The following is a 13,769-nucleotide window of genomic DNA, read 5'->3' on the forward strand; positions in this document are numbered from 1 at the left end:
GAGCCGTCAGCCGAAGACCGCGCTGACGAGTCGGACGAGAGGCCCATGAAACGCTATTCCGCCTTTGCCATCGCCCGCGAGGCCCTGCGTCACCACACGGGGTGGGACCGCGCCTGGGGCTCTCCGGAGCCCAAGAAATCCTACGACGTCATCATCGTGGGCGCCGGGGGGCACGGCCTGGCCACGGCCTACTACCTCGGCCGCAACCACGGCATCACCAATGTCGCGGTGCTCGAGAAGGGTTGGCTCGGCGGCGGCAACACGGGCCGCAACACGACGATCATCCGCTCGAACTACCTGCGCGACCCTTCGGCCGCGATCTACGAGAAGTCGCGGAGCCTCTACGAGACGCTCAGCCAGGACCTGAACTACAACATCATGTTCAGCCCGCGCGGCGTGCTGATGCTGGGCCAGACCCAGCACGAGGTCCGCGCCTACAAGCGCACGGCGCATGCCAACGCGCTTCAGGGCATCGAGACCAGCTGGGTGGGCCCCGAGCGGGTCAAGGAGCTTTGCCCGATCATCAACATCGACGGGCCGCGCTACCCGGTGCTGGGCGGGCTCTGGCAGGCGCGCGCGGGCACCGCGCGCCACGACGCGGTCGCCTGGGGCTATGCGCGGGCCTGTTCCGACATGGGCATGGACATCATCCAGAAATGCGAGGTCACCGGGATACAGCGCGAGGGCGGCAAGGTGACCGGGGTCGAGACCAACCGCGGCACGATCGGCACCAAGAAGCTTTGCATCGTGGTCGCCGGGCATTCCGGCGTTCTGGCCGACATGGCGGGCTTCCGCCTGCCGGTGGAATCGGTCGCGCTGCAGGCGCTGGTCAGCGAGCCGATCAAGCCGGCCATGGACATCGTGGTGATGGCCAATACCGTGCATGGCTACATGAGCCAGTCCGACAAGGGCGAGATGGTGATCGGCGGCGGCGCGGACGGGTTCAACAACTATACCCAGCGCGGGTCTTTCCAGCATATCGAGGAAACGATCCGCGCGCTGGTCGAGACCTTCCCGATCATCTCGCGGCTCAAGATGCTGCGCCAGTGGGGCGGGATCGTCGACATGACCGGCGACCGCTCCCCGATCATCTCCAGGACCCCGGTCGAGGGCATCTTCATCAATTGCGGCTGGGGCACCGGGGGCTTCAAGGCGATTCCCGGCTCGGGCTGGGCCACGGCCGAGATGGTCGCCCGCGGCGCGCCGGGCGACCTGGCCGCGCCCTTCAGCCTCGACCGGTTCCGCGAAGGCCGCATGATCGACGAGTCCGTCGCCGCGGCTGTGGCGCATTGATCCGCCTGCCCGCCATATCGCCCGATCGCCGGGGGCGCGCATGACGGCGCTCTCCCATGTCGCGCGGCGCCTTGCCGATCCCGGTCTCTGGGCCACGGTTGGCCTCGGCGTCTATCTGCTCGGCACGGCGGTCAGCCTCGCGACGGGGGCCACGGGCGTGTTCCAGCGCTTCGGGTCGCTCGGCGTGGCGGCGGCGATCCTGTTCTTCACCGACCGGCTGCTCAAGCTCGAGCTTGAGCGCCAGCGCACCGTCGAGCGGATGCTGCACGAATACGGCGTCGAGTTCGAGGTGCTGCGCGAGGGCATCCCGCCCCGCGAATTGCCGCCCGGCGGCTACGAGGCCGACTACCTGTCCGAAGAGGCGAAGTTCTCGCGCCTGCGCCGCCGTGCGGGCCGGATCAACGCGCTCAACATCGTTCTGCTGACCGTCGCCACGCTCCAATGGGGGTTCGGCGACGTGTTTCTCGAATTTCTGCATGCGTAAGGAGGCGATTGCGTCATGCTTGTCCTGACCTGCCCCAATTGCGGCGTGGCCGCCGAAGAAACCGAACTGACGCCGGGGGGCGAGGCGCATCTGACGCGCCACGGACCCGGCGCGTCGGACGACGACTTCACCGGCTACATGTTCGAGCGCAAGAACCCGCGCGGCGTCCATTTCGAGCGCTGGCGCCACAGCTTCGGCTGCGGCAAGTGGTTCCATGCCGCGCGCTGCACCGCCACGCTGGAGGTCTTCGGGACCTACCCGGCGCAGACCACCGAGCCGCCGGCCGAGATCGTCGCGCGCATCAAGGATCGCCGTCCGGACTGGGAGGGCTACGAATGAGCACACGCCTCGCGAGCGGCGGCCGTCTCCTGGACCGCCGGAAAACCGTGGAATTCACCTGGAACGGCGAACGCCTGACCGGCCATCCGGGCGACACGCTGGCCTCGGCGCTGCTGGCCAACGGCAAGGCGATGGTGGGCCGGTCCTTCAAGTATCACCGCCCGCGCGGCGTCGTCGCATCGGGCGCCGAGGAGCCCAACGCGCTGGTCAACCTGGGCGAGGGCGCGCGCTTCGAGCCGAACCAGCGCGCCACCACCACCGAGCTTTTCGACGGGCTGCAGGCGACCAGCCAGAACCACTGGCCGAGCCTCGAGTTCGACATCGGCGCGATCAACGCCAGGCTGTCGCGCTTCCTGCCGGCGGGCTTCTACTACAAGACCTTCACTTGGCCGCGCCCCTTCTGGAAGCATGTCTACGAGCCCTTCATTCGCCAGTCGGCGGGGCTGGGCAAGGCGCCCAAGGCCCGAGATGCCGACCGCTACGAGTATTTCTACGCCTTCACGGACGTTCTCGTGATCGGCGGGGGCATCGCCGGCCTGGCGGCGGCCAAGGCCGCCGCGGCGGCCGGGGCGCAGGTGTTGCTGGTCGAGCAGACCGCCCATTGGGGCGGGCGTGCCCCGGTCGACGGGGTCGAGATCGAGGGACGCCCGGCCGCGGAATGGATCGACGAGACCGTTGCGCAGCTCTCGCGCATGGAAAACGTGCGGCTCCGGACCCGGATGATGGGCACCGGCGTCTATGACCACGGCTACGTTACCGTCTACGAGCGCGTCGCCGACCACACGCCGGGCGACGGGCGCCCGCGCCACCGCATGTGGCGTATCCGGGCCGCGCAGACCGTGACCGCCACCGGCGCGCTGGAACGCCCACTGGCCTTTGCCGGCAACGACATTCCCGGCGTGATGCTGGCCTCGGCGGTGCGCGACTACGTCGTGAACTGGGGCGTCAGCCCCGGCGACCGCACCGTGATCGCCACGAATAACGACGACGCCTACCGTACGGCCATCGCGCTGAAGGAGGCCGGCCTCGAGGTGCCCGCGATCATCGACGCCCGCCCCCACGCCGCCGGCCTGTTGCCCGAGCGGGCGCGCGAGATGGGCATCCGGGTCGAGACCGGGCACGGCATCGCCAAGGTCAAGGGCGGGCGCCGGGTCGAGGGCGTCGCCGTCTGTCCGCAGGCCGGCGAGGGCTCGGTGCTCGAGACCATCGGCTGCGACGCGGTGGCCATGTCGGGCGGCTGGTCGCCCGTTGTCCATCTCTGGTCCCATTGCGGCGGCAAGCTGATCTGGGACGACGAGCGGGTGATGTTCCGCCCCGATCCCGACCGCGCGCCGACCGGCGCCGCGGGCACGGGCATGGTCAAGACCGCGGGGGCGGCCAGCGGTCCGCTTGCCACGGCCGAGGTGCTGGACGACGCCCATGCCGCGGGCCGCGACGCGGCCGCCGCGGCCGGACACGCGGGGGCCGTGGGCGATGCGCCCGAGGCGGACAACCTGTCCGAAAGCCCGATCCAGCCTGTCTGGACCATGCCGCAGGGCGCCTCGCGCCAGCTGCGCACCAAGATGTGGCTGGACTACCAGAACGACGTCAAGGTCTCCGACGTCGAGCTGGCCGCCCGCGAGGGCTATGAGAGCGTCGAGCACACCAAGCGCTACACCACGCTCGGCATGGCGACGGACCAGGGCAAGCTGTCGAACATCAACGGTCTCGCGATCCTGGCCGGCAGCCTCAACAGCCCGATCCCGCAGGTGGGCACCACCACCTTCCGCCCGCCCTACACGCCGGTTTCCATCGGCGCGATGGCCGGCGAGGCGCGCGGCAAGCTGTTCAAGCCCACCCGCAAGACCCCGATCGACGCCTGGCACGCCGAGAACGGCGCCTACTGGGAACCGGTCGGCGACTGGCGGCGGCCCTATTGCTACCTGCATGCCGGCGAGAACGTCGAGAACGCCGTCCACCGCGAGGTGCGCAACACCCGCGAGCGGCTGGGCCTGCTGGATGCCTCGACCCTGGGCAAGATCCTGGTCAAGGGTCCGGACGCGGCGAAATTCATGGACATGCTCTACACCAACATGATGTCCACGCTGAAACCGGGGCGCTGCCGCTATGGCCTGATGTGCAACGAGAACGGCTTCCTGATGGATGACGGCGTCGTGGCGCGCATCGACGAGGAAACCTTCCTCTGCCACACCACGACCGGCGGCTCGGACACGGTCCATGCCCATATGGAGGAATTCCTCCAGACCGAGTGGTGGGACTGGCAGGTCTACACGGCCAACATCACCGAGCAATACGCCCAGGTCGCCGTGGTGGGCCCGAAGGCTCGCAAGCTGCTGGAAAAGCTGGGCGGGATGGACGTCTCGGCCGAGGCGCTGAGTTTCATGGGATGGACCGAGGGCAGGATCGGCGATTTCGACGCGCGGGTCTTCCGGATCTCCTTCTCGGGCGAGCTCAGCTACGAGATCGCCGTGCCCGCCAGCCAGGGCCGGGCGTTCTGGGACCGGCTGCTCGAGGCGGGCGAGGAATTCGGCGTCGCGCCCTACGGCACCGAGGCACTGCACATCATGCGTGCCGAGAAGGGGTTCATCATGATCGGTGACGAGACCGACGGCACGGTGACGCCGCAGGATCTCGGGCTCGACTGGGCGGTGTCGAAGAAGAAGGACGACTTCATCGGCAAGCGCGCGCAGGACCGCACCGATCTCGTGCGCGCGGACCGGTGGAAGCTGGTGGGGCTCGAGACCGTCGAGGCGCACGAGGTGCTGCCCGACGGTATCTACGCGGTCGACGGGCAGGTGCTGCCGACCGGCATCAAGCGGACGGTCGGACGCGTGACCTCGACCTATTTCTCGCCGACCCTCGGGCGGTCCATCGCGATGGGGCTGGTCGAGGGCGGGCCGGACCGCATGGGCGAGGTGCTCGATTTCGAGGCCACCGACGGGCGCATCATCAAGGCGAAGATCGTCGACCCGGTCTTCCTCGACAAGGAAGGGGAGCGTCAGAATGTCTGAAGCGGTCAGCGCGCTGAACGGCGCGGAATACAAGGGCGCCGTGACGGTGACCGAACGCGGCCTGGCGGGCATGGTGACGGTGCGGGGCGACCTGTCGTCGGCGGCGCTGGCCGCCGCGATCCAGGACGTGATAGGCACCGATGTGCCGGGCCGGCGCCGAATCGAGGTCGCGGGGGATCACGCCGCCGCCTGGATGTCGCCCGACGAGTTGTTGCTGATGATGCCCTACGCGGCGGCGCCGCAAGCCGCGGCCAAGATCGCCGAGGCGCTGGCCGGCGAGGCCGCGCTGGTCGTCAACGTCTCGGACGCCCGGGCGCTGTTTCGCATCGAAGGGCCGGGCGTGCGCGACGTGCTGGCCAAGGGGGCGCCGGTCGACCTGTCGCCGGGCGCGTTCGGCGCGGGCGAGATCCGGCGCACCCGGATCGGCCAGGTGGCGGCGGCGTTCTGGCTGACCGGGGCCGACAGCTTCGACATCGTCTGCTTCCGCTCGGTCGCGGAATACGTGTTCGACTGGCTCTCCACCGGCGCGGCCGAGGACAGCCTGCCGGGCTGGTACGCCTGAGCCGGTTTGCGCCGCCCGCATGGCGGGTTTGCCGGAACGTCTGTGGAAGCCGCCGGGGTGGCGGCCTTATCTCTGCGGCGGACAACGCAATCTGCCGCAGGAAGACCCATGCAACAGCACATCGACTACTCCGCCCTCGATATCCAGGCGATCGAACAGGACGCGCATCGGCTGCGCGCCGAGGCCATGGCCGAAGGGCTGCGCCGGATCCGGCGTTTCCTGAGCCGCGGCATCGGTTCGGCCGCCCGCGCCGGGGCCTGAGCGGCGCCGGTGACAAGCCCCTTTCCGCCGGGGCGCCAAAGGGCTAGGACGACGCCATGACCGACGCCCAGCCCGTGATCCGCCTGAAACCCAAGACCGATCCGCGCCCGCTGCGCCGGGGCGCGCCCTGGGTCTTTGCCGACGAGCTTGTGCTAGACCGCCGCACCCGGGCGCTCGCGCCGGGCAGCCTCGCTCGTCTCGAGGATGCCGAGCGCCAGCCGCTGGGGCGCGTGGCGGTCAATCCCGCCTCGAAGATCGTGGCCCGGATGCTCGACCGCGACCCGGCGGCCGAGATCGGGCCGGCCTGGTTCGAGGGCCGCATCGCCCGCGCCCTCGACCTGCGCGCGCGGCTCTACGAGACGCCGTTCTACCGCCTCGTCCATGCCGAGGCCGACGGGCTGCCTGGCGTCGTCATCGATCGTTTCGGCGATACGGCGGTGCTGCAGCCCAATGCCGCCTGGGCGGATGCGCGCTCGGGCGAGATCGCCGCGGCCCTTCAGGCGGCGACGGGCGTGTCGACCGTCGTGCTGAACGGCACCGGGCGTGCCCGCGCGCTCGAGGGGCTGGACGAGGTGACAGAGGTGATCGCCGGGGCGGTGGACGGCCCGGTCCCGGTGCCGATGAACGGGGCCACCTACATGGCCGACCTGACCGGCGGGCAGAAAACCGGCCTCTTCTACGACCAGCGTCCGAACCACGCCTTCGCCGCCCGCCTTGCGCGCGGGGCGCGGATGCTCGACGTTTTCACCCATGTGGGCGGCTTCGCGCTGGCGGGACTCGCCGGCGGCGCGGCGCAGGCGCTGGCGGTGGACAGTTCCGCGCCCGCGCTGGACCTCGCCCGGCAGGGGGCCGCGGCCACCGGCCTCGCGGAGCGCTTCGAAACCCGGCAGGGCGATGCCTTCGGCACGCTTACCGCGCTCGGCCAGGAGGGGGCGGCCTTCGATCTGGTGATATGCGACCCGCCGGCCTTCGCGCCGAACAAGCAGGCGCTGGGGCAGGGGCTGCGGGCATATGAACGCATCGCGCTGCTGGCGGCGCGGCTGGTGACGCCGGGGGGGTATCTCGTGCTTTGTTCCTGCTCGCATGCGGCCGACCTCGCCAAGTTCCGCGCGGCCTCGCTCCGGGGTATCGGGCGGGCCGGGCGGCAGGCACAGCTGTTGCATACCGGCTTCGCCGGGCCCGACCACCCGCAGCACCCCGCGCTGGCCGAGAGCGGCTATCTCAAGGCGCTGTTCTTCCGGCTGGACGGCTGAGCCGGATGCGCGCGGTTCTCGACGCCTGCGTTCTCTACCCGACGGTCATGCGCGAGATGCTGATGGGCGCCGCCGCCGCCGGCGTCTTCACGCCGCTCTGGTCGGCGCGCATCCTCGAGGAATGGGCGCGGGCGGCGGCCCGGCTCGGCGCCGAGGGCGAGGCGGTCGCGCGCGCCGAGATCGCGCTGCTTCGCGACCGCTGGCCGGATGCGGAGATCGCGCCGTCTCCGCATCTCGAGGCCGGCCTGCACCTGCCGGACCCGAACGACGCGCATGTGCTGGCCACCGCGATCGCCGGCGGGGCCGACGCCATCGTCACGCTGAACCTGCAGGATTTCCCGACGCGCCTCCTGTCGTCGCACGGGATCCTGCGCCGCGATCCCGACGGGCTGCTGCGCGAGGCCTGGGCGGCCGATCCGGAGCGCCTCGCGGGGGTTGCCGCGCGTGTCCGCGCGCGGGCCGAGGCGATTTCCGGCCAGCCCCAGCCGCTGCGCCCGCTTCTCAAGAAGGCCAAGCTGCCGCGGCTGGCCAAGGCGCTCTCTCAGGACTGATCGCCGACGCCCCATTTCGCCTCGCGCGACTCGATGGCGGCGATGCGGTCCTTCGTCTTGGGATGGCTCATCAGCCAGGCCGGCGTCGCGCCGCCCCCGCCAGAGGTCAGCGCCTCGAGCTTCTCGAAGAGCGATTTCTGCGGCGCGGTGCCGATCCCGGCCTTGGTCAGGAGCGCCGCGGCATAGGCGTCGGCCTCGTACTCGTCCTGCCGCGAGAGCCGCGCGGCCAGCAGCGTGGTCAGCGCGTTGGCGATGTAGACGCCCACCCCCGGGATGATCCGGCTGAGGATCGTGCCGAGCGCGACGCGGATGGCGTTCTGTCCCGAGAAATCGATCATCCGCCGCCGGGCATGGCCCAGCGCGACATGGCCAAGCTCATGCGCGATGACGCTGGTCAGTTCCTCGGCGCTGACCTCGCCGGCGCGGTACTTGTTGTAGAAGCCGCGGGTGATGAAGATGCGCCCGTCCGGCGCGGCGAGCCCGTTGACCGGGTCGATCTCGTAGATATGCACCCGGATGTCGTCCAGCCCGAGCGCCTGTGCCAGCTGCTTTGTCAGCCGCCGGAGCGGCGCATCGGCCATCAGGGTCGAGTTCGCGTCCAGCTGGCGCACCGTCCGCCAGGCAGAGAAGAGATACATCCCCACCGCGTAGAGAACGGCCAGGAGGATCGGGGTGAACTTCAGCATGAGGCGAATATGGGGGCTGACCCCGCCGCCGACAACGTGAAAAGCGGCGCCGCGTCAGGGCTGCGTCCGGCCATTGGCCAGCAGGAGCCGCCCCAGCAGCAGCGCCACCGCCGCGCAGGCGAGGAACACCACCGCGTTGCCGAGGATATCGGCGATCCCGGCGATGTTGCTGGAGAAGCCGTAGCCGAGCCCCACATAGACCGTGACCCAGACGGCCTCGCCGGCCATTCCCCAGGCCAGGAAGCGCCGCATGTCGAGCCGCGCCGCGCCGCCGAGGAAATTCACGTAGGGGCCGAGCGGGCTGAGCAGCCAGCGGCTGAGAAACACGCCGAGCCCGCCCCAGCGATCCACGAAGCCCCGTGCCCGCGCGACCAGCGCCGCGCGCTTCGGCCGGGCGGCGAGCCGGTCGATCAGGCCCGCGCCGCCCGCCTGCCCGAGCCGGTAGCCGGCCTGGTCGCCGGCCACGGCGCCGAGGAAGGCCGCCGCCGCTGTGGCCCAGAGGCCAAGGTCGCCCGAGGCCACGAAGGCCCCGCCGGCCAGCATGATCACGCTGGCGGGGATCGGCAGGGCGAGGCAGGAGAGAAAGGTCGAGACGAACAGCACCGCGACCCCGTATTGCGAGACGAGGAGGAAGACGGCGTCGTTCATTGCCCGGGCCCGTCCCGGTGCGCCGCGATGGCGGCCTCGAGCGTGGTGCCGAGGGTCTCGACGCTTTGTCCGCGCGCGGCCGCGATCTCGGCGATCGTGCGACCCCGGCCCGGCTCGGGCGTCAGCCCGAGCGCGCGGCCCACCACCTCGGGCGGGACGTCCCAGGAATGGGCGACGTAGCGCGGGGTCATCCAGCCGGCGATCGCCTGGTCGCGGTGGTCCGGGTCGCTCCAGTAGACCGCGAAGATCACCATGCGCATGCCGAAGAACAGCGTCAGCGCGACGGCGGCGACGAAGGCGATCGCCAGGCCCCGGCGCCGCCGCCAGAGCCGCGCCAGCCGCCCGGTCACCGCCCGAGCGCCTTCATCGCGCCTTCGATCCCGGCCAGGGTCATCGGGAACATCGCGTCGGCAAAGATCTCGCGGATCATGCCGATCGACTGGGTATAGGGCCAGTGGCGTTCGGGCACCGGGTTGATCCAGATGCTGTCCGGCCACTGGTCGCGGGCCCGGCGCAGCCAGGTTTCGCCCGCTTCCGGGTTCCAGTGCTCGTTCGCGCCGCCCGGAAAGGCGATCTCGTAGGGCGACATGCTGGCGTCGCCCACGAAGATGCACTTGTAGTCCGACCCGTAGGTGTGCAGCACGTCCCAGGTCGGTGTCTGCTCGCGCCAGCGCCGGGCGTTGTCGCGCCAGACGCCCTCGTAGAGGCAGTTGTGGAAGTAGTAGTGCTCGAGATGCTTGAACTCGGCGCGGGCGGCGCTGAAGAGTTCCTCGACCACGCGGATATGCGGATCCATCGACCCGCCCACGTCGAAGAACAGCAGCACCTTCACCGCGTTGTGACGTTCCGGCCGGGTCTTCACCTCGAGATAGCCGTGCTCGGCCGTGGCGCGGATCGTGCCGTCGAGGTCGAGTTCCTCATGCGCGCCTTCGCGGGCCCAGCGGCGCAGGCGCTTCAGCGCGACCTTGATGTTGCGGGTGCCCAGTTCCACGCTGTCGTCGAGGTTGCGGAACGCGCGCTTGTCCCAGACCTTGACCGCGCGGCGGTGCCGGCTCTCGGACTGGCCGATGCGCACGCCCTCGGGGTTGTAGCCATAGGCGCCGAAGGGCGAGGTGCCGGCTGTGCCGATCCACTTGTTGCCGCCCTGGTGGCGGCCTTGCTGTTCCCTGAGCCGCTCCTTCAGCGTCTCCATCAGCTTGTCGAAGCCGCCCATCGCCTCGATCTCGGCCATCTCCTCGGGCGAGAGCTGCGTCTCGGCCATCTTCTCGAGCCACTCGCGGGGCAGGTCGACCGCCTCCAGCACGTTCTCGGCCGAGATCTCGTCCAGCCCCGCGAAGGCGGCCGCGAAGGCGCGGTCGAACTTGTCGAGATTGCGCTCGTCCTTCACCATCGCCGCGCGGGCGAGGTAATAGAACCCCTCGACGTCATAGGTGACCATGCCGGTCCGCACGGCGTCCAGGAAGGTCAGGTATTCCCGGAGCGAGACCGGGATCTTTTCCGCCCTGAGCTTCTCGAAGAAGGGCAGGAACATGGGTCAGCCCATCCCGGTCCAGCCCAGGATCAGCGTGGCGAACAGCCCGAGAATGGCGAAGGCGATGCCGTAGCCTGCGCCGTACTGGGCCATGTCCAGCCGGCTGCCCTTGCGCTTGCGCGCGACCATGGCGCCCCAGGCGGCGCCGATCACGAATCCGACGATGACGAGCATCAGGTCCCCGTTTGCGTGCGTTCAGGTGTCAGGGCGGTGATCTCCGCGAAGCGCCTGCGGACCTCCCCTGTCGAGCCGAAGCCATAGCGTGCCCAGCCGAGACTGTCGAGGCGCACCGCCGCGGCCTCCGGACCGCGCCCCTCGAGATCCAGCGCCTCGGCCTTGATCAGCAACAGCGTCGACAGAAGCGCCGCGTTCTCGGCGCGCATCACCGCGGGCAGGCTGCGGTCGATGAGGTCGATCGCGACCCGGCTCTGGCCGCTCGACAGCGCGAAGGCGGCCATCTGCATCGCCACATGCGCGGCATGGATGTCGTTCTCGCCATAGAGGCCGATATAGAGGCTGTGGGCGCGGGCGAAGGCGTTGAGCGCGGCCTCGGTGTCGCGCGCCAGCGCCAGCCGCCCATAGGCGAACAGGCTGAAGCCGAGCCGGTTGTCGAGCCAGCGCTCGCTGGCCGCGATCCGCAGCGCGTCCTCTGCCGCGCCGCGGCGGCGCGCATCCGAGCCGCGCGGGCCGAGCGCGGTTTCCATCGCCCCGATCCAGGCCCGCGGCGTGCGCCGCAGCGGTTCGGGCGCGACGCGCTCGCCGGCGGGGTTCAGCCGCGCCAGCAGGCCGGGCAGGGCGCGTGCCGCCGCCTCGCGGGTCATCCCGTTCCGGATCTCCGGGGCGTAGAAGGCTCGCAGCACCAGCATGTCGAAACCGGTCAGCACGGTGTGGAAGTTGTCGTCGTTGAAGATGGAATCCGGCAGCCTGTAGAGATCGTTCAGCGGCCCCAGCGCCTGGCCGATTTCCTCGTGGAGGCAGTCGCGGATTTCCTGCGGGCTGACGTCGGAGGGAATGAAGACAGAGGTCCGCGTCCGCCGTTCCAGCGTCGTCCAGTCGAGCGCACCGCTGCGCCGGTTCGCGAGGAAGTCCTGCCAGCCCGCGACCCGCGGCACGACGAAGCAGGCCGCCTGCGGCACGGCGCGCTGCAACTCGCGCCGCGGCACGGTCTCGATCAGGATGTTCGCCGTCGCGGTGGTCTCGGCCCGGCGGATGTCGATCCGCGCTTCCGACCGCAGCCGCGCCAGCAGCCGGTCGAGATCGGGGCCGAGCGTGGACGGCGCCCCGCCGATCACGGCCACGTCGATGGGCTCTTCGAAGCGGGTCAGCCGGGGCAGGGGGCGCCCGCTCTCCATCTCGAAGGCGAGGTCGAGAAAGTCGCGCAGAATGTCGGCATTGGCGCGCACCACCATGTCGGCCGGGCGCGGCGCGAAGGTCTTCATCGGCGGCAGCGTCTGCGGCAGTTCGGCCCGCGCGGGGCTCTGGTGATGGCGTTCGGGCACCTCGGCGCCGTCGGGCGCGGCACAGGCGCCGAGCAGCAGCAGCAGGGGGACGAACCGCCAGCGCATCGTCATGCCCGGTTGTAGCGGATGAAGGGCGTCACCCGCCCGATCCGGTCGTAGAGCTGGCGCGCGGTATGGTTGAACTCCTGCGTGAGCCAGTAGACATCCGGCGCCCCGGCCGTATCTGCGGCGGCGTAGACCGCCTCGATCAGCGCGCGCCCGACACCCCGGCCGCGATGGTCCGGGTCGGCATAGAGGTCTTGCAGGTAGCAGACGTTCCGCAGCTTCCAGGCGTGGCGATGGAAAAGGTAATGCGCGAGGCCGACCGGCCGCCCGCCCGATTCCGCGATCAGCCCGTGAAACTCCTGCGGGTCGCCGGACAGCAGCCGCGCGAAGGTCGTGGCATAGACCTCCTCGGAGACCCGTGTCTCGTAGAAGCGCAGGTAGCCCGTCCAAAGGCGGCGCCATTCCGGCGCATCCTCGGCGGCCAGCGGCCTGACCCTGACTTCAAGAGAATCATTTAACATTCGGAAATCGCACGGCTTTCAGTTTTCGTAATCCCAAGTCTACCGTCCCCCCTCGATTCGGGGAAGCTGGCCCCGGGCCTTTCGCGGCCGGCGTGGCCGCGGCGCCGCGTCCCCGTGCGCTCAGCGCCCGCCCCGCGCCATGAAGGCCAGCCGCTCGAAAAGATGCACGTCCTGCTCGTTCTTCAGCAGCGCGCCGTGCAGCTTGGGCAGGGCGTTCTTGCCTTCGCGCTTCAGGTCCTCGGGGGCGAGATCCTCGGCCAGGATCAGCTTGAGCCAGTCCAGCACCTCAGAGGTGGAGGGCCGCTTCTTCAGCCCCGGCGTCTCGCGCAGCGCGTAGAATTCCGTCAGGGCCGCGGTGACGAGGGTCTCCTTGATGCCCGGGAAATGCACCTCGACGATCTGCTTCATCGTTTCGGCGTCGGGGAAGCGGATGTAGTGGAAGAAACAGCGCCGCAGGAAGGCGTCGGGCAGTTCCTTCTCGTTGTTCGAGGTGATGATCACGATGGGGCGGTGGCTGGCGCGGACGGTCTCGCCGGTCTCGTAGACGTGGAACTCCATCCGGTCGAGTTCCTGCAGCAGGTCGTTCGGGAACTCGATGTCGGCCTTGTCGATCTCGTCGATCAGCAGCACCGTCTTGCTCTGGGCGGTGAAGGCATCCCACAGCTTGCCGCGCTTGATGTAGTTCGAGATGTCTTCGACCCGCGGGTCGCCCAGTTGGCTGTCGCGCAGACGGCTGACGGCGTCGTATTCATAGAGCCCCTGCGCCGCGCGGGTGGTCGACTTGATGTGCCATTCGATCATCGGCAGGCCGAGCGCGCCGGCCACCTGCCTGGCCAGTTCGGTCTTGCCGGTCCCGGGCTCTCCCTTGACCAGAAGCGGACGTTCCAGCGCGATGGCCGCGTTGACCGCGACGGTCAGGTCCTCGGTCGCGACATAGGATTCGGTTCCTGAGAATTTCATTTGCTGCATAAGCCCGTAGTGGGAGGAATTGAAGCGGACAGTATCACGCCGGTTCAAAGCTTCAAGATGTGCCGATCAAGGGGTGACAAACCCCCCGTGATCCTTTAAGCGGAACGCGCAGAGTGGGAGGTGTCGACGATGGGCGTTGCAGACGATGTTGCAGG

General features: G+C 69.7%; 16 protein-coding genes. 8 read left to right on the top strand and 8 right to left on the bottom strand.

Going from position 1 to position 13,769, the window contains the following annotated elements:
- Positions 1-45: 45 nt before the first annotated feature.
- From ACQ5SP_RS04130 to ACQ5SP_RS04165, 8 genes are all read left to right on the top strand, one after another.
- Complete coding sequence (locus ACQ5SP_RS04130; protein WP_430936732.1) at positions 46-1,293, top strand: sarcosine oxidase subunit beta family protein; 1,248 nt, start codon at positions 46-48, stop codon at positions 1,291-1,293.
- A 40-nt stretch (positions 1,294-1,333) separates the two neighbouring features.
- Positions 1,334-1,777, top strand: a complete 444-nt coding sequence (locus ACQ5SP_RS04135; RefSeq protein ID WP_430936734.1) for a hypothetical protein — start codon at positions 1,334-1,336, stop codon at positions 1,775-1,777.
- A gap of 15 nt (positions 1,778-1,792) precedes the next feature.
- Positions 1,793-2,116: a sarcosine oxidase subunit delta gene (locus ACQ5SP_RS04140; RefSeq protein WP_430936736.1), complete on the top strand. Its 324-nt coding sequence runs from the start codon at positions 1,793-1,795 to the stop codon at positions 2,114-2,116.
- Complete coding sequence (locus ACQ5SP_RS04145) at positions 2,113-5,127, top strand: sarcosine oxidase subunit alpha family protein (protein WP_430936738.1); 3,015 nt, start codon at positions 2,113-2,115, stop codon at positions 5,125-5,127. The genes ACQ5SP_RS04140 and ACQ5SP_RS04145 overlap by 4 nt, the downstream gene beginning before the upstream one ends.
- Positions 5,120-5,689 carry a sarcosine oxidase subunit gamma gene (locus tag ACQ5SP_RS04150; RefSeq protein WP_430936740.1) on the top strand — a complete coding sequence of 190 codons (570 nt, stop codon included), beginning with the start codon at positions 5,120-5,122 and terminating at the stop codon, positions 5,687-5,689. The genes ACQ5SP_RS04145 and ACQ5SP_RS04150 overlap by 8 nt, the downstream gene beginning before the upstream one ends.
- Before the next feature lie 108 nt (positions 5,690-5,797).
- Positions 5,798-5,950, top strand: coding sequence for an RSP_7527 family protein (locus ACQ5SP_RS04155; protein WP_430936742.1), 153 nt, complete (start codon positions 5,798-5,800; stop codon positions 5,948-5,950).
- A gap of 56 nt (positions 5,951-6,006) precedes the next feature.
- Complete coding sequence (locus tag ACQ5SP_RS04160; RefSeq protein WP_430936744.1) at positions 6,007-7,203, top strand: RSP_2647 family RNA methyltransferase; 1,197 nt, start codon at positions 6,007-6,009, stop codon at positions 7,201-7,203.
- A gap of 5 nt (positions 7,204-7,208) precedes the next feature.
- On the top strand, positions 7,209-7,754 hold the full coding sequence (locus ACQ5SP_RS04165; RefSeq protein ID WP_430936746.1) for an RSP_2648 family PIN domain-containing protein: 546 nt from the start codon (positions 7,209-7,211) through the stop codon (positions 7,752-7,754).
- Here ACQ5SP_RS04165 and ACQ5SP_RS04170 read toward each other — a convergent pair.
- The 8 genes from ACQ5SP_RS04170 to ACQ5SP_RS04205 all read right to left on the bottom strand — a co-directional run bounded on the left by ACQ5SP_RS04170 (position 7,745) and on the right by ACQ5SP_RS04205 (position 13,605).
- Positions 7,745-8,440, bottom strand: a complete 696-nt coding sequence (locus tag ACQ5SP_RS04170; protein ID WP_430936748.1) for a M48 family metalloprotease — start codon at positions 8,438-8,440, stop codon at positions 7,745-7,747. The genes ACQ5SP_RS04165 and ACQ5SP_RS04170 overlap by 10 nt on opposite strands.
- A 54-nt stretch (positions 8,441-8,494) precedes the next feature.
- Positions 8,495-9,088: a DedA family protein gene (locus ACQ5SP_RS04175; RefSeq protein ID WP_430936750.1), complete on the bottom strand. Its 594-nt coding sequence runs from the start codon at positions 9,086-9,088 to the stop codon at positions 8,495-8,497.
- Complete coding sequence (locus ACQ5SP_RS04180; protein WP_430936752.1) at positions 9,085-9,438, bottom strand: hypothetical protein; 354 nt, start codon at positions 9,436-9,438, stop codon at positions 9,085-9,087. Before ACQ5SP_RS04180 ends, ACQ5SP_RS04175 begins: the two co-directional genes overlap by 4 nt.
- Positions 9,435-10,619: a vWA domain-containing protein gene (locus ACQ5SP_RS04185; protein ID WP_430936754.1), complete on the bottom strand. Its 1,185-nt coding sequence runs from the start codon at positions 10,617-10,619 to the stop codon at positions 9,435-9,437. Before ACQ5SP_RS04185 ends, ACQ5SP_RS04180 begins: the two co-directional genes overlap by 4 nt.
- Before the next feature lie 3 nt (positions 10,620-10,622).
- Positions 10,623-10,793 carry a hypothetical protein gene (locus tag ACQ5SP_RS04190; RefSeq protein WP_430936756.1) on the bottom strand — a complete coding sequence of 57 codons (171 nt, stop codon included), beginning with the start codon at positions 10,791-10,793 and terminating at the stop codon, positions 10,623-10,625.
- On the bottom strand, positions 10,793-12,190 hold the full coding sequence (locus tag ACQ5SP_RS04195) for a DUF2927 domain-containing protein (RefSeq protein ID WP_430936758.1): 1,398 nt from the start codon (positions 12,188-12,190) through the stop codon (positions 10,793-10,795). The genes ACQ5SP_RS04190 and ACQ5SP_RS04195 overlap by 1 nt, the downstream gene beginning before the upstream one ends.
- Positions 12,187-12,645: a GNAT family N-acetyltransferase gene (locus tag ACQ5SP_RS04200; RefSeq protein WP_430936760.1), complete on the bottom strand. Its 459-nt coding sequence runs from the start codon at positions 12,643-12,645 to the stop codon at positions 12,187-12,189. The genes ACQ5SP_RS04195 and ACQ5SP_RS04200 overlap by 4 nt, the downstream gene beginning before the upstream one ends.
- Positions 12,646-12,765: 120 nt before the next feature.
- On the bottom strand, positions 12,766-13,605 hold the full coding sequence (locus ACQ5SP_RS04205) for an AAA family ATPase (protein ID WP_430936762.1): 840 nt from the start codon (positions 13,603-13,605) through the stop codon (positions 12,766-12,768).
- Positions 13,606-13,769 lie beyond the last annotated feature (164 nt).

It is taken from the genome of Rhodovulum sp. YNF3179 (assembly GCF_050586465.1).
In the GTDB taxonomy this organism is placed as follows: domain Bacteria; phylum Pseudomonadota; class Alphaproteobacteria; order Rhodobacterales; family Rhodobacteraceae; genus CAJXYS01.